General features: G+C 60.9%; 17 protein-coding genes. 10 read left to right on the top strand and 7 right to left on the bottom strand.

The annotated features are described in order from the left end of the window. The first annotated feature begins 64 nt into the window (after window positions 1-64). The 9 genes from AB5767_RS06305 (at window position 65) to AB5767_RS06265 (ending at window position 9,690) form a co-directional block, all read left to right on the top strand. Window positions 65-733, top strand: a complete 669-nt coding sequence (locus tag AB5767_RS06305; protein WP_368132860.1) for an HAD hydrolase-like protein — start codon at window positions 65-67, stop codon at window positions 731-733. A 55-nt stretch (window positions 734-788) separates the two neighbouring features. Next, window positions 789-2,225 carry a M20 family metallopeptidase gene (locus AB5767_RS06300; RefSeq protein ID WP_368132066.1) on the top strand — a complete coding sequence of 479 codons (1,437 nt, stop codon included), beginning with the start codon at window positions 789-791 and terminating at the stop codon, window positions 2,223-2,225. 392 nt (window positions 2,226-2,617) lie between these two features. After that, window positions 2,618-3,556, top strand: a complete 939-nt coding sequence (locus tag AB5767_RS06295; RefSeq protein ID WP_368132067.1) for a phosphate ABC transporter substrate-binding protein — start codon at window positions 2,618-2,620, stop codon at window positions 3,554-3,556. A 24-nt stretch (window positions 3,557-3,580) separates the two neighbouring features. Further along, window positions 3,581-4,489, top strand: coding sequence for a phosphate ABC transporter permease subunit PstC (gene pstC / locus AB5767_RS06290; RefSeq protein WP_368132068.1), 909 nt, complete (start codon window positions 3,581-3,583; stop codon window positions 4,487-4,489). After that, a complete protein-coding gene (pstA, locus tag AB5767_RS06285; RefSeq protein ID WP_368132069.1) occupies window positions 4,482-5,408 on the top strand; it encodes a phosphate ABC transporter permease PstA in 927 nt (308 codons plus the stop codon). Before pstC ends, pstA begins: the two co-directional genes overlap by 8 nt. Then, window positions 5,405-6,277, top strand: coding sequence for a phosphate ABC transporter ATP-binding protein PstB (gene pstB, locus AB5767_RS06280; protein ID WP_368132070.1), 873 nt, complete (start codon window positions 5,405-5,407; stop codon window positions 6,275-6,277). The genes pstA and pstB overlap by 4 nt, the downstream gene beginning before the upstream one ends. A gap of 204 nt (window positions 6,278-6,481) precedes the next feature. Then, on the top strand, window positions 6,482-8,341 hold the full coding sequence (locus tag AB5767_RS06275) for an ABC-F family ATP-binding cassette domain-containing protein (RefSeq protein WP_368132071.1): 1,860 nt from the start codon (window positions 6,482-6,484) through the stop codon (window positions 8,339-8,341). 6 nt (window positions 8,342-8,347) lie between these two features. Continuing rightward, the gene (locus tag AB5767_RS06270; RefSeq protein WP_195363826.1) at window positions 8,348-9,118 is read left to right on the top strand and encodes a Cof-type HAD-IIB family hydrolase; all 771 of its coding nucleotides are present in this window, start codon (window positions 8,348-8,350) and stop codon (window positions 9,116-9,118) included. A 182-nt stretch (window positions 9,119-9,300) separates the two neighbouring features. Next, entirely contained in the window at window positions 9,301-9,690 is a 390-nt protein-coding gene (locus AB5767_RS06265) for a metal-dependent transcriptional regulator (RefSeq protein ID WP_343000608.1), read from the top strand. Between the two features lie 283 nt (window positions 9,691-9,973). Here the strand turns inward: AB5767_RS06265 and AB5767_RS06260 are convergent, their stop codons facing one another. From AB5767_RS06260 to AB5767_RS06240, 5 genes are all read right to left on the bottom strand, one after another. Beyond that, the gene (locus AB5767_RS06260) at window positions 9,974-11,926 is read right to left on the bottom strand and encodes a heavy metal translocating P-type ATPase (protein WP_368132072.1); all 1,953 of its coding nucleotides are present in this window, start codon (window positions 11,924-11,926) and stop codon (window positions 9,974-9,976) included. A 100-nt stretch (window positions 11,927-12,026) separates the two neighbouring features. Then, the gene (locus tag AB5767_RS06255) at window positions 12,027-12,245 is read right to left on the bottom strand and encodes a cation transporter (protein WP_195445857.1); all 219 of its coding nucleotides are present in this window, start codon (window positions 12,243-12,245) and stop codon (window positions 12,027-12,029) included. A gap of 62 nt (window positions 12,246-12,307) precedes the next feature. Further along, window positions 12,308-12,673 (bottom strand): ArsR/SmtB family transcription factor, encoded by a 366-nt coding sequence (locus AB5767_RS06250; protein WP_035137284.1) that lies wholly within the window; start codon window positions 12,671-12,673, stop codon window positions 12,308-12,310. Window positions 12,674-13,092: 419 nt separating this feature from the next. After that, a complete protein-coding gene (locus AB5767_RS06245; RefSeq protein WP_368132073.1) occupies window positions 13,093-14,283 on the bottom strand; it encodes a putative endonuclease domain-containing protein in 1,191 nt (396 codons plus the stop codon). A gap of 351 nt (window positions 14,284-14,634) precedes the next feature. Continuing rightward, the gene (locus AB5767_RS06240; protein ID WP_006235437.1) at window positions 14,635-15,603 is read right to left on the bottom strand and encodes a 3'-5' exonuclease; all 969 of its coding nucleotides are present in this window, start codon (window positions 15,601-15,603) and stop codon (window positions 14,635-14,637) included. Window positions 15,604-15,775: 172 nt separating this feature from the next. Here AB5767_RS06240 and AB5767_RS06235 point away from each other — a divergent pair, with 172 nt between their 5' ends. Then, window positions 15,776-16,876: a putative manganese transporter gene (locus AB5767_RS06235; protein ID WP_368132074.1), complete on the top strand. Its 1,101-nt coding sequence runs from the start codon at window positions 15,776-15,778 to the stop codon at window positions 16,874-16,876. Window positions 16,877-17,042: 166 nt separating this feature from the next. Here AB5767_RS06235 and AB5767_RS06230 read toward each other — a convergent pair whose 3' ends face one another. Then, window positions 17,043-17,525 carry a YaiI/YqxD family protein gene (locus tag AB5767_RS06230; RefSeq protein ID WP_055310731.1) on the bottom strand — a complete coding sequence of 161 codons (483 nt, stop codon included), beginning with the start codon at window positions 17,523-17,525 and terminating at the stop codon, window positions 17,043-17,045. Continuing rightward, entirely contained in the window at window positions 17,526-18,128 is a 603-nt protein-coding gene (locus AB5767_RS06225; protein WP_035137275.1) for an HdeD family acid-resistance protein, read from the bottom strand. It abuts the gene before it with no gap. Window positions 18,129-18,281 lie beyond the last annotated feature (153 nt).

Here is an 18,281-nt window from a genome sequence, read left to right as displayed (position 1 = left end):
TTCAATTGTTGAATAGTCAACAGTTTGAAGTGTCGGTGTGGAAATCGTCAACTGGGGAAGAGGGATGCCGATGGAGGCGCTGGAGATATGCAAGCGGCCGGTCGTGCTGTTTGATTTTGACGGCACGGTGGCAGATACGGGCCGGGCAGTGATGACCTCGACGCGCAAGACGCTGGCTGCGCGCGGGTTTTCGGAGGCGCAGATGGGTGATCTGCGCCGTATGATCGGGCCGCCCCTGTGGAAGAGCTTTCACGACTTTTACGGCTTTTCCCGCGAGGAGTCGCTTGTGGTGGCCGACGAGTACCGCGCCTTTTTTGATGAGCTGGGGCCGGAGGAGTACCCCGTGTTCGATGGGGTCCCCGAGCTGCTGGATGGGTTGGCCGCCCAGGGCAAGCGTATGGCCGTGGCGACGTCTCGCATGGAGGCGAAGTGCATCGATATGGTTCATGAGCTGGGGCTTTGCCAGTTCGAAGCTGTGGTTGGCATGAATCCGCCGCAGGGACGCGAGACCAAGGCCGATTCGGTTCGCGATGCCCTGGCGGCGCTCGGCGCGACGGCCGACGATGCCGTGATGATCGGCGATCGCTTTAACGATGTGGAGGGCGCGCACGCGATGGGCGTGCCGTGCATCGGCATCTATTCGGGCGCGGCAGCGCCGGGGGAGCACGAGGCCGCGGGCGCCGATGCGGTGGTGCACTCGGTGGCCGAGCTTGCTAAACTTTTCGCTATCTAATAGACATAATGTGAGGGGCGGGCGTACCCGTCGCTCATTGGTAAGGAGGTCGTTCATGAATCAGGTGGAGCAGAGCGTTGCCGAGTATGTCGACGAGGTCTGGGAGGATGTCGTTGCCGATATCGAACAACTGGTGAGCTATCCGTCCGTGGCCGTTGCTGCCGATGCGGAGCCCGGTGCGCCGTTTGGCCGCCCGGTCCGTGACGCGCTCGATTGCGCGCTCGGCATTGCGCAAAAGCTCGGCTATCAGACGAGCGACGACGGGGGCTATGTGGGAATCGCCGATATCCCGGGTCGCGGCGACAAGCAGCTCGCGACTATCTGCCACGTGGACGTGGTTCCCGCTGGCCCCGGTTGGAACACCGACCCGTTTGCGATGGAGCGCCGCGAGGGCTGGCTGCTCGGCCGTGGCGTGATCGACGACAAGGGCCCGGCGGTGTTGTCGCTCTACGCCGGCGCTTATCTGCTCAAACACGGCATTGTGCCGCGCTATACCTTCCGCGCGCTGCTGGGCTGCGATGAGGAAGTGGGTATGTCCGACGTTCACCATTATCTGGAGAACCACGCGAACCCCGACTTTCTGTTTACGCCCGATGCTGAGTTCCCGGTCTGCAATGCCGAGAAGGGCCAGTTTGGGGCGACGTTTGTGAGCTCCAAGATTGACGGCGGGCGCATTGTGTCGTGGAGCGGCGCCGAAGCGAGCAACGCCATTCCGTCGCAGTCTATCTGCGAGCTTGCGATTGCCGCCGATGAGCTGCCGGCGCCTGTTGAGAACGCCGACCGCCTGGAGATCACGGCGCTCGGCAACGGGCATGCGCAGATTTTCGCCCACGGCATTGGCGGTCATGCCTCGATGCCCGAGGGAACAATCAATGCCGTCGGCCTCATCGTGGCGTATCTGCGCGAGGCCGAGGATGCGTTTGGTGCGCGCGACGAGCGCCTGCTGACGCCTGCCGAGCACGAGTTTGTCAAGTTTCTGGCCTTTGTGCATGCGGACGCCTATGGCCGCGGCCTGGGTATCGACGCGACGAGCCCGGCGTTTGGCCCGCTCACCTGCAACCCCGGCGTCATCCGCGTGGCGGATGGCCATATCGAGCAGGTCATCGACGTGCGCTTCCCCGACAGCACGAGTGCCGATACCATCCGCGAGCAGCTCGATCCGCTCGTGGGCCGTTTCGGCGTGACGTGCCAGCTGGGTCGCGCGAAGGTGCCGTTCTCGGTCTCTGCCGATGATCCGGCCGTGAAGGCGCTTATCGATACCTATAACGAGTTCACCGGCAAGCATGCCGAACCCTTTGCCATGGGCGGTGGCACGTACGCACGCAACTTTGCCCGCGCCGTCTCGTTTGGCCCCGAAGAGACCGGCCTTGAGTTGCCCGAGTGGGGCGGCCAGATGCACGGTCCCAACGAGTGCGCCAACGAAGAGCAGCTCAAGCAAGCACTCAAGATTTACATCGTGGCAATCCTGCGTCTCAACGAACTCGAACTATAGTTACGCGGTTTTACCAAACCGCGTAACCAGTCGACGCTGCAAGCCCGCCAGAGCGGCAATCTGCCTTTCAACTTCGGCGGCATGACCAGAAGGTCAATGCCGCCTTGTTTCAAGGCACCTTGCTCGCTCTGGCGTAGTCATTGGGGACGTTCTTAAATGACTAGTCAAACAAGAACGTCCTCAATGACTACTTTGCTCTGGTGTAAAAAGCGTGCCATGCTTGGGTGGGGTTTGTTATCCGTTTGTAAAGGCTGGGCCGCGCTCGCGGTAAGGGTCTATCAGATGCCCGTAAGAAACCGCAGATAACGCGGCCGTCGCCCGATCGGGGCCGTATCTTTCCAAACAGCAAAGCGGGCAGGGTGCCCGCGAGTCGCATGTATGAAAGGAAGATCATGCTCGATCAGGCTTATTCTCGTCGTCAGTTCCTCGGCCTCGCTGGTGGCCTCGCCAGCTTCGTGGGCCTCGGCCTCGTTGGCTGCGGCGGCTCAGGTGCCTCCGGTGCCGCCGACAAGGGTAGTGCCGCCGCTGCCGAGTCCGTCTCCGGCGAGGTGACCTACGACGGTGCCTCCTCGTTCCAGGCTCTCGTCGAGGCTGCTGCCGAGAAGTTCATGGATGCCAACCCCGACGTCTCCATCTCCGGCTCGGGCAACGGTTCGGGCAAGGGTCTGACCGCTGTCGCCGCTGGCACCGTCACCATCGGTAACTCCGACGTCTTCGCCGAGACCAAGCTCGAGGCCGACCAGGTCAAGAACCTCGTCGACCACGAGGTCGCCGTCGTTGGCATGGGTCCCGTCGTCTCCAAGAACGTGACGGTCGACGACCTGTCCCTCGAGCAGCTCAAGGGTATCTTCTCCGGCCAGATCACCAACTGGAAGGAGGTCGGCGGCGACGACGTCAAGATCGTCGTTCTCAACCGCAAGGCTGGCTCCGGTACCCGTGCCACCTTCGAGGCCGCCGTTTTTGGCGACGAGGCCGTCGACTTTAAGGGCGACGCCGAGCTCGACAAGTCCGGCGATGTCCAGACTCAGATGGGCAGTACCGACAACGCCATCTCCTACCTCGACTTCTCGCACTTCGATGACTCCAAGTTCAACGCCATCAAGGTCGAGGGCGTCGAGCCCAAGAGCAAGAACGTCACCGACGACTCCTTCAAGATCTGGGCGACCGAGCACATGTACTGCTCCAAGGACGCCGACGAGGCCACCAAGGCCTTCCTGGAGTTTATGCTCTCCGACGACGTCCAGGGCAAGCTCGTCGAGGAGCAGGGCTTCATCCCCGTCTCTGCCATGAAGGTCGTCAAGGACGCCAGCGGCAAGGTCTCCGCTAAATAAGTAATCGCCCCGGAAAGGTTTGCAATGGCAAAACAGCTGCCAAAGCGCGACCTTGAGAACGTGGGCCTGGGCGTCACGGGCGCGTGCGTTGCGCTCGTGACGCTTGTCGTTGCCGCGCTCATCTTTATGGTCGCCCAAAAGGGCCTCTCGGCTTTTCTCAAGGACGGCGTTTCGGTCGTCGAGTTCTTCACCGGCACCAAGTGGGACCTGGCCAACACAGCCGAAAGCGGCCTGCCCTATACCGGCGCCCTGCCCCTGATCGTCACCACGTTTGCGGTCATGGTGCTCTCCACGCTTATCGCGCTGCCCATCGCTATCGGCTCTGCCATCTTTGCGGTCGAGATCCAGCCTAAGTTTGGTTCCAAGATCTTTCAGCCGCTCATTGAGCTTTTGACCGGTATTCCCTCGGTCGTCTTTGGCCTGATCGGTTTTCACGTGGTCGTCGGCCTCATGAAGAGCGTTTTCCACGCAAGCACGGGCTTGGGCATCTTGCCCGGCGCCATCGTGCTGGCCGTCATGATCCTGCCGACGATGACCACACTTTCGGTCGATGGCCTGCGCGCCGTGCCCGACAGCTACCGCCAGGGCTCGCTCGCGCTGGGCTACACCCGCTGGCAGACCATCTGGCACGTGGTACTCAAGTCCGCCATGCCGTCGCTCATGACTGCGGTCATCCTTGGTATGACCCGCGCCTTTGGCGAAACGCTTGCCGTGCGCATGGTTATCGGCGGTATCGAGGCCATGCCGACGTCACTGCTGTCGCCGGCATCCACCATCACCACCACGCTCACCACGTCTATGGCGGTCTATGCCGAGGGCTCGGCCCAGGACGATGTTCTGTGGGCGCTCGGTCTGCTGCTGATGGGCATGAGCCTCATCTTCATCCTGATCATCCACCTTATCGGCCGCAAGGGGGCGAAGGCTCGTGGCTAGCACGCGTATCCACATCGACGAGGCGAGGCTCGGGCGTGTCCAAAAGCAGGACCGCTTCGCCACGGGCGTGTTGACGGCGATCGTCGCCATCGTCATGCTCATCGTCGTCTCCATGGTGGCCTATATCCTGTTCGAGGGCATCTCGACGCTGTTCCAGCCGGGCTTTCTCACGGAGCCGTCGCGCGCCAACGGAACGCAGGGCGGCGTGCTCTACCAGCTGTTCGACTCGTTCTACCTGCTGCTGATCACCCTGATCATCTCGGTGCCCATCAGCCTGGGCGGAGCGGTCTTTTTGGTTGAGTACGCGCCGGACGGACCCATCCGCGACATCGCCTCCACCGCCATCGAGACGTTGTCCTCGCTGCCTTCCATCGTCGTCGGCATGTTCGGTTTTCTGGTGTTCTCGGTGCAGCTGGGCTGGAAGTACTCCATCATCTCCGGCGCCGTCGCGCTCACCATGTTCAACATCCCCATCCTGGTGCGCGTGATCCAGCAGGCGCTCGAGGACGTGCCGCAGGCCCAGCGCGATGCGTGCCTGGCCATGGGCCTCACTCGCTGGGAGGCCACGCTGCACATCCTGATCCCCGAGGCCATGCCTGCCATCGTGACGGGCATCGTGCTTTCGGCCGGTCGCGTGTTTGGCGAGGCCGCAGCACTGCTCTTTACCTCGGGCATGAGCTCGCCGGTTCGCCTCAACTTCTTGAGCCTTAACCTGTCGAGCCCTACTTGCGCCTGGAACGTGTTCCGCCCCGGTGAGTCGCTCGCCGTGCATATCTACAAGATCTATGGCGAAGGCAGCCCCGAGGCCCAGCAGATCGTTTGGGGTACCGCGGCACTGCTGATGATTTGCGTGCTGCTGTTTAACGTAATCGCCCGCATTGTGGGCAAGCAACTGGCAAGGAAGATGACGGCCGAATGAGCGAGATGAATGTAACGCCCGCAACCGAAGCGGCATCGTCCGACACCCGGGACTTCCTGTCGAGCGTGGGGGAGAGCGAGAAGCGCGTGCGCGTGAGCGGCAAGGCCGTGAGCGACGAGGTTGCGCTCTCCACCAAGGACGTCAACGTGTACTATGGCGACCACCATGCCCTGCACAATACGTCGCTCGACTTCCACAAGGGCGAGATCACGGCGCTCATTGGGCCTTCGGGCTGCGGTAAGTCGACCTTCTTGCGTAGCCTCAACCTCATGAATCGCGAGATTCGCGGCTGCCGCGTGGAGGGCGAGATCAACTATCGCGGGCGCAACGTGAACACCAAGACCGAAAACACCTACGAGCTGCGCCGTTCCATTGGCATGGTGTTCCAGCAGCCCAACCCGTTCCGCAAGTCCATTCGCGACAACATCACGTTTGCGCCCAAGCGCCACGGCATCACCGACCGTGACGAGCTCGACCGCATGGTCGAGGAAAGCTTACGCGGCGCGGCGCTGTGGGACGAGGTCAAAGACAAGCTCGATAAGAGCGCCTATGCGCTTTCGGGCGGTCAGCAGCAGCGTCTGTGCATCGCGCGCACGCTGGCGCTCAACCCCGACGTGATTCTGTTCGACGAGCCCTGCTCGGCGCTCGACCCCATCTCGACGCTGGCGATCGAGGACCTCATGTCATCGATCGTGGCCGACCGCGCCATCGTTATCGTGACGCACAACATGGAGCAGGCGTCGCGCGTGTCCAACCGCACGGCGTTCTTCTACATGGGCGATATGGTCGAGTACGACGAGACTGACGAGATTTTCCAACGGCCCAAGGATAAGCGGCTGAATGATTACCTCACCGGCATGTTCTCCTAGTCCGGGACATGCTTGAGGCCTGCAGCGGCCACGGTTGCCGCAGGACTGATTGGAGAGGCGGGTCATCTCTTGCGGGAGATGGCCCGCCTTTTGCTCTGCGACCGAAACGACCACCACAAAGGGGACAGGCGCCTTCGTGGTGGTTTGGGGTGGGGCTCGCTGCTATCATGGACAACGTTGAATTTCTACGAAGGAGCAGGGCATATGGCGATTCTTTTGGGATGCGATTCCGTCAGCCTAGAGTTTCCCACCAAGCATATTTTCGATAGCGTGACGCTCGGCGTGGGCGAGGGCGACCGCATTGGTATTGTCGGCAAAAACGGCGACGGCAAGTCGACGCTGCTGAGCGTGCTCGCCGGCACGCTGGAGCCCGACGACGGCCGCGTGACGCACCGTCGCGGCACCACGATTGGTCTGCTCGGCCAAAAGGACCAGCTTGTCGACACCGATACCGTGCATCATGCCGTTGTGGGCGACACGCCTGAGTACGAGTGGGCGTCGAGCCCCCGCACGCGCCAGATTCTCGCCGGTCTTATTAGCGATGTGCCCTGGGAGGGCACGGTTGGCGAGCTTTCGGGCGGCCAGCGCCGTCGCGTGGACCTCGCGCGCCTGCTGATTGGTGACTACGACGTGCTCATGCTCGACGAGCCCACCAACCACCTGGACATGCGCACCATCAACTGGCTCGCGCGTCACCTTAAGGCCCGCTGGCAGCGCGGTCAGGGCGCCATGCTCGTGGTCACGCACGACCGCTGGTTCTTGGACGAGGTCTGCACCAGCATGTGGGAGGTCCACGACGGCCAGGTCGATCCCTTCGAGGGCGGCTATTCGGCCTACATCCTGCAGCGCGTAGAGCGCGACCGCATGGCCGCGGTTACCGAGGAGCGCCGTCGCAACATGGCGCGCAAGGAGCTCGCGTGGCTGAGCCGCGGTGCCCAGGCTCGTTCCACCAAGCCCAAGTTTCGCGTGGATGCCGCTCGTGAGCTGATCGCCGACGTGCCGCCCGTGCGTGACGAGCTGGAGCTCAAGCGCTTGGCCGTGAGCCGCTTGGGCAAGCAGGTTATCGATGTGGTCGACGTGGATGCCGGCTATGCCGATACCGACGGCGCGCCCAAGCAGGTGCTCACCGATGTGACCTGGCTCATTGGTGCGGGCGACCGCTATGGCCTTTTGGGCGAGAACGGCGCCGGTAAGTCGACGCTGCTCGACGTGATCCAGGGCAAGATTGAACCCACGCGCGGCCGCGTGAAGATTGGCCAGACAGTGCGCTTTGGCGTGCTGTCGCAGCAGCTCGAGGAGCTCAAGCCCTACATGGGCGACACGATCCGCGAGGTGCTCGGCAACTATAAGAAGTACTACGTCATCGACGGCAAGGAGACTTCGCCCGAGAAGCTCTGCGAGCGTCTGGGCTTTACGACGCAGCAGCTCTGGAGCCGCATCGGCGATCTTTCGGGCGGCCAGCGCCGTCGCCTGTCGCTGTTGCTGACGATTCTGGACGAGCCCAACGTGCTCATCCTGGACGAGCCGGGCAACGACCTGGATACCGACATGCTCGCGATTGTCGAGGACCTGCTGGACGGCTGGCCCGGCACGCTGATCCTGGTGACGCACGACCGCTTTTTGATGGAGCGCGTGACCGACCAGCAGTGGGCGCTGCTCGACGGCCACCTGACGCATATGCCCGGTGGCGTGGACCAGTACCTGCGCCTGTGCAACGCTACCGCCGAGGGCGAGCCCGTGGGCGCGCCGAGCGCCAAGACCGGCACGTTCGACACCGGTGCCGCGGCAGCTGCGGCCGAAAAGCCCAAGTCGAGCGGTCAGCCCAACGGCCTGTCCAACGCCGAGCGCCAGAAGCTCCGCCGCGAGGTGAGTTCGCTCGAGCGCAAGATGGAGACGCAGCGCACCCGCGTTGAGGAGGCCGAGGCAGCAATGGCCCAAGTCGATCCCACCAACTACACGGCGCTCGGCGAGCAGCAGGCAAAGATCGACGAGGCTCACGCTGCCATGGACGAGCTGGAGATGGCGTGGCTCGAGGCGAGCGAAAAGCTCGAGGGCGAGGAGTAGGCGAGAATGATCAAAGCCGCGTTTTTCGATATCGACGGCACGCTGCTGAGCTTTAAGACCCACCGGATTCCGGCGTCGGCGCAGCAGGTGCTCGACAGCTTTCACGAGCAGGGGATTGCGTGCGTGATCGCCACGGGCCGTCCGACCTACCAGATGCCGGACTGGCTGTTCGACCTGGGCTGGGATGCGTACATTACGCTTTCGGGCCAGCACTGCTTTGATGCCGAGGGGGTTTACCGCAGCTGCCCGATCGATTCGGACGACGTCGCGGTGATTGTGGACCAGGTGGCGCAGGGGCGCTACGACTCGCTGTGCATGCAGGGCGAGAACTCGTTTGTGAACCGCCTGTCCGAGCGCGTGGTGACGGCTGGCAGCAACGCGGGAATCGTCTACCACGAGGAGCCGTTTGAGCACGCCTTTGACGCACCGGTCTACCAGTTTTGCGCCTTTGTGGACCCGGTCGACGAGCATATCGTGACCGACGCCGTGTCGCATTCGCTCACCACGCGCTGGTGCGACCTATTCTGCGACATTATTCCCGCTAACGGCGGCAAGGACCTGGGCGTGGCGGCGACGCTCGAGCGGCTTGGTATCGACGCGAGCGAGGCGATTGCCTTTGGCGACGGCGAGAACGACCTGTCGATGTTTGCCGCCGTGGGCACGAGCGTGGCCATGGGCAACGCGCAGGACACGGTGAAGGCTGCGGCGACCTATGTGACGACCGCCGTGGACGACGACGGCATCTACAACGCCGCGAAGTACTTTGGACTGCTATAGCTGCGGCTCGGCACTTGGGGACACTCCTTGCGGGGCGTGTTCCCATTTTGTTTTCGTCCCGCTCGTTTTGTGAAACACGGCTAACTTTTAGGCAAAGTAGTAAGACATGGGCAACTTTTGCGGTAAAGTAAGCCGTGGAAAGTATCCAAAGGCTAACTAGCAATCATCGCGAAAGGCGGCCCATGGCCCTACGTGAATCCGGAGAAGACTATCTCGAATCGATCTACGTTCTGTCGGAACGTCAGGGCATCGTGCGCTCGATCGACGTTGCGGAGTACCTCGGTGTAACTAAGGCGAGCGTTTCCAAGGCCATGGCGACGTTGGAAAGCAACGGCTATGTCGAAATGGGCAAGCGAGATGTTCATCTGACGGAGCGTGGTCTGGAGGTCGCTCGTCAAATGTGGGAGCGTCACTGCTTTTTCGTGGGGCTGCTAGAGGATGCGGGTGTTTCGGCTGAGGTCGCGTCGCAAGAGGGCTGCCACATGGAGCACTGCCTAAGCGAGGAAAGCTTCGAGAAGCTGAGGGCGATGCTGGGACGGGACGGTGCTTCGGCGCCAATAATGACCGACTAGCACTCCCGCAGCGGCGCGCCTCCCGCGCCGGAACGGCGCGGGACAGCGACCGAGACGAGTGGTCCCACCAACTAAGTCCAACTCAGACAAGGAACCCCACCAGCAAGCGATGCCCAAGAACCGCCAGCAACGTTACCGCAGGCCGGGGCCGGGCTTGGTTTTGAAAACACTCCGCAGCGCGAGGCCCGCCTTTCCGCTGCTCCGCAGGAGCAGGAAAGACGGGCCTCATGCGCGAGGACGTTTTCAAAACCAAACCCGGCCCCGGCCGGACAGCCCACGAACGCTACAGGTTCTTGACACCCATCGCGCGCATGGCGTTCAGGATGGCGATGATCGCCACGCCTACGTCGCCGAACACGGCAAGCCACATGTCGGCAATGCCCAGCGCTGCCAGCACCAGGATCAGCAGCTTAACGCCCAGCGCAAAGATGATGTTCTGCCAGACAATCGCCATGGTCTTGCGCGCCACGCGAATCGCGCGGGAAATGTTGGACGGCTTGTCATCCATGAGCACAACATCGGCGGCCTCAATCGCGGCGTCGGAACCCATAGCGCCCATGGCAATGCCCACATCGGCGCGCGTAAGCACGGGCGCATCGTTGATGCCGTCGCCCACAAAGGCGAGCTTGCCCTTGCCACTCTCGGTTGCAAGCAGCGCTTCAACACGCTCGACCTTGTCGCCCGGCAGCAGCTGCGCGTGGAACTCGTCGAGCCCCAGCCGCTTGGCCACCGCAGCAGCCACTTCCTCGCGGTCGCCCGTGAGCATGACGGTGCGCTTGACGCCGGCGGCGTGCAGGTCGCTGATCGTCTGCTCGGCATCGGCCTTGACGGTGTCGGCAATTACAATGTGGCCGGCATAGATGCCATCGACCAGCACGTGAAGGATCGTACCGACGACCTCGCAATCGGGCGCTTCGACGCCGGTCGCGGCGAGCATCTTAGCGTTGCCGACGACGACGTGCTTGCCGTCGACGGTTGCCGTCACGCCATGGCCCGCGTCGTTGGTGGAGTCGCTTACGCGCTTGGGGTCGACCTCGCCCTGGTAGGCGACACGCACCGACTGCGCGATGGGATGGTCGGAGAATGACTCAGCGAGGGCTGCGACCTCAAGCAGCGACTGCTCGGTATAGCCAGACTCGGGGTGCACCGCGACCGCCGAGAACGTGCCGTTGGTGAGGGTGCCCGTCTTGTCAAAGACGACGGTGTCCACATCGGCGAGCGTCTCGAGGTAGTTAGAACCCTTGATGAGGACGCCCAGCTTGGATGCGCCGCCGATGCCGCCAAAGAAGCTGAGCGGGACGCTGATCACTAGCGCGCACGGGCAGCTGACGACCAGGAAAGTCAGGCCGCGCAGGATCCAGTCGGACCAGGCGCCGGTGACCAAGCCGCCGCCGAGCGCGAGTACCGCGGCAGCGCCGGTGACGGCGGGCGTGTAGACGCGGGCGAAGCGCGTGATGAAGTTCTCGGTGCGCGCCTTCTTTTCGCTGGCGTTTTCTACGAGCTCCAGGACGCGCGCGACGGTGGACTCGCCAAATGGCTTGGTGGTGCGCACGTGGATGAGGCCCGTCATGTTGATGCAGCCGCTGATGATATCGTCTCCGGTTTTGGCCGGGCGGGGGACCGACTCACCGGTAAGGGCAGCGGTATCGAGCTGTGTCTCGCCTTCGACGATGGCGCCGTCGATAGGCACGCGCTCGCCGGGCTTGACCACGATCACGGTGCCGACGGCGATGTCATCGGGGAAGACCTGCTCGAGTGTGCCGTCGGGTTGCTCGACGTTGGCGTAGTCGGGCGCGATGTCCATCATGGCGCTGATCGACTTGCGGCTCTTGCCCACGGCGTATGCCTGGAACAGCTCGCCGACCTGGTAGAACAGCATGACGGCGGCGCCTTCGGCCATGTGCGGGTCGGTGTCGGGGAAGAGCACCATGGCAAACGCGCCGATGGTCGCGACGGCCATGAGGAAGCTCTCGTCGAAGGCCTTGCCGCGGCGGATGTTATTGAATGCCTTTTGCAGTACGTCGTAGCCGGCAATCAAAAACGGCACGAGGAACAGCACAAAGCTGGCGTAGATGTCGCCCGGGGTGCCGAATGCGGCAGTGAGGGTGCCGAGTTCATCGAGGGCGTACACCACGGCAAAAATGCCCAGCGCTACCAGGATGCGGTTGCGCTTATGCTCGAGTGATTCTTTTTTCTTGCGCTTCTTCTTTTTCTTTTTGGGGTCGGCGGTGGCCATGACTCGTATCCTCCCATTTGAATGTATGAACATTCGCTCATATAATTTCGCGAGCAAAGGCCGCAGCAAGCGCGGCCTTGCAGGTTGGCGTAAACCTTGGCTAGAGAATGATCTCGCAGTCCGGCTCGGCGTCGGCGGTGAACTCCACAACGCGGTCGAGGACCTCGTCGAACTCGGCGTCATCGGCCTCGAGCGTCAACTTCTGGGTCATAAAGTTGACCGAAACGGATTTGACGCCCTCGAGCTTGGCCAACTCGTCCTGAAGCTCGCGCGCACAGTTGGCGCAATCGATCTCATCGAGCTTGTACTGCTTTTTCATGGTGGGTTCCTTTCCCGTTTTTGCGGCTTGGGTGCAGGCCGCGCTGGTACCGTGGTTGGCCGCTATTCGCAGATATGGCTCATGCCCTGGTTGAGCATGGTGTAGACGTGGTCGTCGGCGAGCGAGTAGAGGATATTGCGCCCGTCGCGCCGGAATTTAACCAGGTGCGACTGCTTGAGTGTGCGCAGCTGGTGCGACACCGCGGACTGCGAGGTTTCGGTCGCTTCGGCGATGTCTGCCACGCAGAGCTCGCGGCCCATGAGGGCGTAAAGGATCTTGATGCGCGTGGTGTCGCTGAAGACCTTGAACAGGTCGGCGAGGTCGTAGAGAAGCTCCTCGTCGGGAAGGTCCTCGGGCGAGCAGGTGGTCGGGATCGCGGGTTCGGTGGCCTCGATGTCGAGTTTCGTTTCATCAACGCGGATGCTCATTGCAATATCCTTTCATATGAACATGCGCTCATATAATTTACTTTCGATTATATGAGTGCATGTTCATATGTCAATGACGTTCAGGTAATTCGTTGTACAAAATGATGGGGAATAGTGGACGAGATCCCGGACTGAGCGTTTTTTGATAGTCGATGCCAAGGTGGGTACCCTCGTGCCGTGCAAAAAATGGAGTATTCTGCAACTATAGGGGTCCGCTAATTTATTGCAGGTCATATAATGCAGTTCAAGAGTTATCTTAGGGTGTTAATCCGATGAGTTCTTCCTCAAATGTTGCCTAACGCTCTCACGCAAGAGTGATTTCGCTTCACATTTGGATCCACTCGAGGGTGATAGACACCCGACCCTGCTGAATACTCGCAATTTTGCACGTCGCTAGGGTACCCACCTTGTTAGCCGGCCTAGTCTCCGGCCCCGAAGACCCTGCCCTCGGGCGCGAGGCTGCTTGTTTGGACAAATGATGGGCTGTCGGATTCGACAGTCTGCATGTCATCGATTGCCGGAACTTTATTAATTGTCGGGTCATCCAGCGTGATGCCTTCGAGCGTTGCTTTTTCGAGGTCGATTCGTTGACGCTCTTCGGAATCCTGGCGAAGCTGCTTCTGAATTCGCTTTTTCTCTTCTATAAACCTTCTGAGCACAAACTGTCTCAGGTCCTCTTGCATGATTTGAAAGTCTTTTGGCAGACGCGAGGGGCGTACGCCCTCTTTCCGCTGGATTGCTTCCATGACCCTAACAAAAGAGCTGGCATGCATAAAGGAATAACGGCTGACGGTGATGATTCCGTACCCCATGGACGCAAGTGCATTCTTGCGCTCCTCATCGATCGCGCGGTCTTCTTCCGCGTCATGATAAAAACCGTTGTATTCAATGTCTGTGCGAGATTTCTTTAGATACGCATCCATAAAGAACTTTTTGCGTCTCGTGAGATTCTTTGCGGCAGTGGTGACCTGCACCTCGTAATCGGTCTCAATTCCCTTAATACCAAGCCCTCCTTCGCTTTTGGGCAGCGTTAACATCATGACAAAGGCTGTTTCCATAGGAGACCGGCATCCGTCGCGCACACATTGGATCGCCTTTCGGGCAAGGGCCAGACCGTCGCATCTGGTAATGGAATTAAAGAACTGCTTTAACCTCTCGGTCGAGGTGAGCGCGAAACGCTCGGTATAGGAGGTGGAAGAGTCGGTTCCAAGGGAATAAGCGCCGCACAGTTCAAAGTAGTACTCCACTAGTTCGCGAAAAGAAAGATAGGTGGCGGCCTGAAGTGCGCAAAGCTCAACGCCAACAATGAAGATGCCATCTTTGAGCTCTATAAAGCGTGAGTTCGAGAATCGTTTTGAAGAAACGTGGCATTGACAGTTCATTGCATAGCGCGCATTCCTGCGATCAAACACCATCACCTCGAGGGAATCATTTGTGTCGAGGGAAACATCATGCTTGGTGAGCCATTCTGCGGCTGCGTCAAGGAACGTTCCGGTGGGACATGATCCGTAAATCGCGGCAGGGCTACAGGACTCGATGCCTTTCGCAGACACCGAATGCGCGGCCTGGTAGACCGCTTTTGCAGTGGTATGTGACAATACGATACTCATGATATATATCGTGTCAGCTAATGCCGTGTTGACGGCGCTGAGTGGAAAAGCCGTTTTAGAGGTCTAACCAAATGCTGTCCAAAAGCTTGACGCAATTATGAGTTGGTATGCCCTAAATAAAAGTTTTCGCAGCTTAGCTATAGCATATAAATACTCAATTGCCGCACATTTGATATCGATGCATCGCCATCCGACAACGAATTACGTGTCGGGAATTGGCCGAAATCGTTCGCAATGAGTGTTCAGAATTTGTGATGGCAAATCTATCTGTGGAACGTAGGGCGGCCCCACTGCGGGGTTTCCCGCTGCGAGACCGCTCGTGATCTACGCCGGGGTTTGTCGCAGGCGTTTCTACTTGGCGAATAGGTTCTTGAGGTTGAACTCGGCCTGAACCGTGCGGAGCATGAGGTCGGTGTCGTCGAGGCCCAGGTGCTGCTCGTTGGCGTCGGCGGCGAGGGTGCCACGGCGGCGCGCCCAGTTCTCGAGCGCGGCGGGCGCGGACTCGCGGGGGAGCGAGCGGACGTCGGCATCCAGGCTGCGGCAGATCTGGCGCGAGTCGATGACGATGATCTTGCCGGCGCGGCGTGCCTCGGCGTAACCGTCCAGGTGGATCTTGAACCAACTGTCTTCGAACGCGGCGTTATGCGCCATGTACGGGTACTTCTTCATAAGTTTGAGCAGCTGCTTCTGCAGTTCCTTGTTCTCGCGGAATGGTTTTTTGCCGTCGATGTCGTCCCAGGTAATGTGATGGATGTTCGATAGCGGCACATCCTCGCCGCGGTAGATGTCGGGCAGGCCGCAGTAGTGTGCCTCGGCGTCATGCGGGACGGCGTCGCTGGTGAGCTCCATGATCTCCCAGCCCACGTTGATGATATAGCCGCGCTCGGGTGCACGGCCGGTGGTCTCGATGTCGATACCGAGCACGGTGCCCTGGATGGGCTTGCGGGCGTAGGCCACGCCGAGCGCGTCGCGGTCGCCGCGGATTTCGCGCATAACGGACGCGGCGGTGCGCTTTTGCATCTTGCCGATGGCGGCGCAGGTGTCGGCATCGGACAGGCCGCGCGAAAGCGTCGCGGGCGTCACGTTGCGCAGGCGTGCCTCGCCAATCTGGTCGCACAGGTCGCGGTTGCGGTCAGCCAGGTCGCGCACGGTGGCAAAGTCGAAGCTGGGGTCGCCCTCGGCGGTAAAGTACTCGGTTTCGAGCACCTTAAGGGCCTCTTCGCCCTTCTGGCGCTCGGACTCCATGGCGCCGTGATCGCCATAGATAAACATGGGAATAAACGGCTGGCGCTCGTATTCGAGTGCTTGTGAAACGTTCATATAACTGCTCCTTGGACGGGCCGCACCGCGCGGCTCGGGTTCATTGAGATGTGGCGAGATGATAGTTTACCATGGGCAACTATTGACATCGCGCCTAGGACAACTACAATACCCTAGTTGACCGATAGGACTTTTACAATGCTGCCGAAAGACATGAAAGGTTCCATCCGTCATGGATTTGCTGATTGATATTCTGCTCGACGCCGGCAAGGACACGCTCTCGCTGGCGCCGTTTTTGTTGGTGACGTATCTTGCTCTCGAGACACTTGAGCACGTTGCGGGCGACCGCGTCAACGGCGCTATCAAGCGCGCCGGCGCTGCGGGTCCCGTGGCTGGCTCGCTGCTGGGCATTGTGCCGCAGTGCGGATTTTCGGCCATGGCAGCAACGCTGTACGCCGGCCGTGTCGTGACGCTGGGCACGCTGGTCGCCGTGTTCCTCTCGACCTCCGATGAGATGCTGCCGCTGTTGCTCGCCGAGCAGGTGCCCGTGCAGACCATGGCGATGCTTTTGGCTTCGAAGGCACTGATCGCGCTGGTCACGGGCTTTATCGTGGACGCGGCTATCCGCGGCCTTCGTCGTAATGCCCGCGCGCATGCGGCGATTCGCCGTACCGTGCTGGGGACCGCTGCCAATCCGGCTCATGTGAACTGCGCGCACGACGACCATACCGGGGGCGACATCATTGATGAAGTGGCCGAGGCGGGCGTGAGCGCCGACCACATCCACGAGTTGTGCGAGCGCGACCATTGCGGTTGCGATGATGATGAAGATGAACACGAGCGCGACCACGGACACAGCCATGACCACGGTCACGCAAGCGAGCATGAGCACCACCACGGCCATGGGCACGACCACGGTCACTCCCACGAAGGTGCGCCCGTCCTGTCGATTATCCGCAGCGCGATCTCGCACACCGTGCAGGTTTCGGTTTTTATTTTCCTGGTGACGCTGATTCTAGTTGCCGTGCTCGAGACCTTCGGAGAGTCCGCGATCGAGCAGTTCCTGCGTGGCAACGAGACGCTCGCCGTCTTGGGCTCGGCACTCGTCGGCCTGATCCCCAACTGCTCGGCCAGCGTGGTCATTACGCAGCTGTACCTGGAGGGCGCGCTACAGCTGGCGCCGATGCTCGCCGGCACGCTCATTTCCGCCGGCGTGGGCTATCTTGTCCTGTTCCGCACCAACCGCAGCGCTCGTGAAAACGCCGTGTTCCTGGTCATGATGTACGTCATCGGCGCCGGCTGGGGCCTTATCCTATCCGCCTTCGGCCTCTAAGTAGGCTTAAAAAATGGGCTTCAAATAGCCATGCTCGGCGCCTGCGCAATGCGGCGACGCATGGCATTTTGAAGCCCGTTTTTTTGTTGAGCCATGGATTCCGAGCGCTCACACCGCTCAAAACAAAAAGGTAGATTTCCGGGCATGTCCCGAAAATCTACCTTGGTTAGCGCAGCAGCTCGGTGAGGTTGCGCTTAAAGCGGGCCCGGTCTTCGCTGGTAAATGCCGCCGGACCGCGAGTGCGACCGCCGGCGCGGCGCACCTTCTTTTCCTCGTGGCGAATAAACAGTTGCATGTCGATGGTCGCCTTATCGTAGACGCGCCCGCGTACGCCGATGGCGGCGGCATCGCGCCCGAGCACCATGCTCGCCAAGCCAATGTCCTGCGTCACGACTACGTCGCCCGCCTGCAGGCGTTCGACAATGGCAAAGTCGGCGCTGTCGGCGCCCACGCTCACATCGAGCGTCGTGACCCAAAATCCGCGTCGCGCATGCTCGACGTCGCGCGGATCGTCGCGGCGAATGTGGCGTTCCAGGTTCTGTGTGCTGTTGCCGGCGATAACGACGGCGACGCCCGCCCGCCGCGCGCAGTCAATCGACTCGCGCGTGACCGGGCAGGCGTCTGCATCAATAAAGAGCGTTCGCGGCATCTAGTGCACCAGTTTGCCAAATTGAATAGCGCGAACAATCAGCGTTACGCCAAACACCAGCAGTGCGGCGCCGCTAAAGATGACGAGCATCTTGGCCGACCACAGCGGATAGATAAACACGAACATGCCGGCGATGATGGAGAGCGCGCCGCTCAGGATGGCGAGGGCACGGTTGGACGAAAGCTCGGACTCCAGAATGGACATGACACCTTCGACGATCCAGCCAAAGCCGGCCACGATAACCACCATCGTGGTGAGCGTCGCGGTCGAGAAGGCCTGGTTGCGCAGGATTATGACGCCGCCCAAGATAATGAGTAGGTTGGAGATGATGCTCGTCACGCGCCAGCCGGTGGGCAGCAGTGGCTCGAAAACAGCGGTAAACAGCCTGATCGCGGCCGTGATCACAAAGTAGAAGCCCAAGACGGTCGTTAGGAAGACGAGGGACTTGGCGGGCGCAAACAGCAGTGCGATGCCGGCGACGAGCGCCAAGACGCCCGTGATGGCGTAAATCCAGCGTACGGCCTTGACGGCCTTGCCTGCCATGCTTTTCTCGTCAAATCCAAACTGGCTCGATTTTTGGTCATCATTCTTAAAGATGCCCATAATGTCTCCTTTCCGTGCGGCGTAAGCCTTGATCGTTACGACCAGTATCGCCTAAAGGCGCTGACGTATGGGTCGGGGGGGGTGCGGACAGAAAGTTGGACCGCGGGGCGGTCCGGACTGGAGGTTCGCATGTACAGCAGGGAGAAGGTCGAG

The sequence above is a fragment of the Collinsella aerofaciens genome (assembly GCF_040926265.1).
Taxonomy (GTDB): Bacteria; Actinomycetota; Coriobacteriia; order Coriobacteriales; family Coriobacteriaceae; genus Collinsella; species Collinsella aerofaciens_BB.
The sequence above is the reverse complement of the archived record's forward strand: the minus strand, read 5'-3'. Positions and strand labels throughout refer to the sequence as shown.

Excerpts from the sequence above, each read along its gene's own strand:
- AB5767_RS06305 (WP_368132860.1), top strand. The coding sequence starts at position 65 with ATGCCGATGGAGGCGCTGGAGATATGCAAGCGGCCGGTCGTGCTGTTT.
- AB5767_RS06300 (WP_368132066.1), top strand. The coding sequence starts at position 789 with ATGAATCAGGTGGAGCAGAGCGTTGCCGAGTATGTCGACGAGGTCTGG.
- AB5767_RS06295 (WP_368132067.1), top strand. The coding sequence starts at position 2,618 with ATGCTCGATCAGGCTTATTCTCGTCGTCAGTTCCTCGGCCTCGCTGGT.
- pstC (WP_368132068.1), top strand. The coding sequence starts at position 3,581 with ATGGCAAAACAGCTGCCAAAGCGCGACCTTGAGAACGTGGGCCTGGGC.
- pstB (WP_368132070.1), top strand. The coding sequence starts at position 5,405 with ATGAGCGAGATGAATGTAACGCCCGCAACCGAAGCGGCATCGTCCGAC.
- AB5767_RS06275 (WP_368132071.1), top strand. The coding sequence starts at position 6,482 with ATGGCGATTCTTTTGGGATGCGATTCCGTCAGCCTAGAGTTTCCCACC.
- AB5767_RS06270 (WP_195363826.1), top strand. The coding sequence starts at position 8,348 with ATGATCAAAGCCGCGTTTTTCGATATCGACGGCACGCTGCTGAGCTTT.
- AB5767_RS06265 (WP_343000608.1), top strand. The coding sequence starts at position 9,301 with ATGGCCCTACGTGAATCCGGAGAAGACTATCTCGAATCGATCTACGTT.
- AB5767_RS06260 (WP_368132072.1), bottom strand. The coding sequence starts at position 11,926 with ATGGCCACCGCCGACCCCAAAAAGAAAAAGAAGAAGCGCAAGAAAAAA.
- AB5767_RS06255 (WP_195445857.1), bottom strand. The coding sequence starts at position 12,245 with ATGAAAAAGCAGTACAAGCTCGATGAGATCGATTGCGCCAACTGTGCG.
- AB5767_RS06250 (WP_035137284.1), bottom strand. The coding sequence starts at position 12,673 with ATGAGCATCCGCGTTGATGAAACGAAACTCGACATCGAGGCCACCGAA.
- AB5767_RS06245 (WP_368132073.1), bottom strand. The coding sequence starts at position 14,283 with ATGAGTATCGTATTGTCACATACCACTGCAAAAGCGGTCTACCAGGCC.
- AB5767_RS06240 (WP_006235437.1), bottom strand. The coding sequence starts at position 15,603 with ATGAACGTTTCACAAGCACTCGAATACGAGCGCCAGCCGTTTATTCCC.
- AB5767_RS06235 (WP_368132074.1), top strand. The coding sequence starts at position 15,776 with ATGGATTTGCTGATTGATATTCTGCTCGACGCCGGCAAGGACACGCTC.
- AB5767_RS06230 (WP_055310731.1), bottom strand. The coding sequence starts at position 17,525 with ATGCCGCGAACGCTCTTTATTGATGCAGACGCCTGCCCGGTCACGCGC.
- AB5767_RS06225 (WP_035137275.1), bottom strand. The coding sequence starts at position 18,128 with ATGGGCATCTTTAAGAATGATGACCAAAAATCGAGCCAGTTTGGATTT.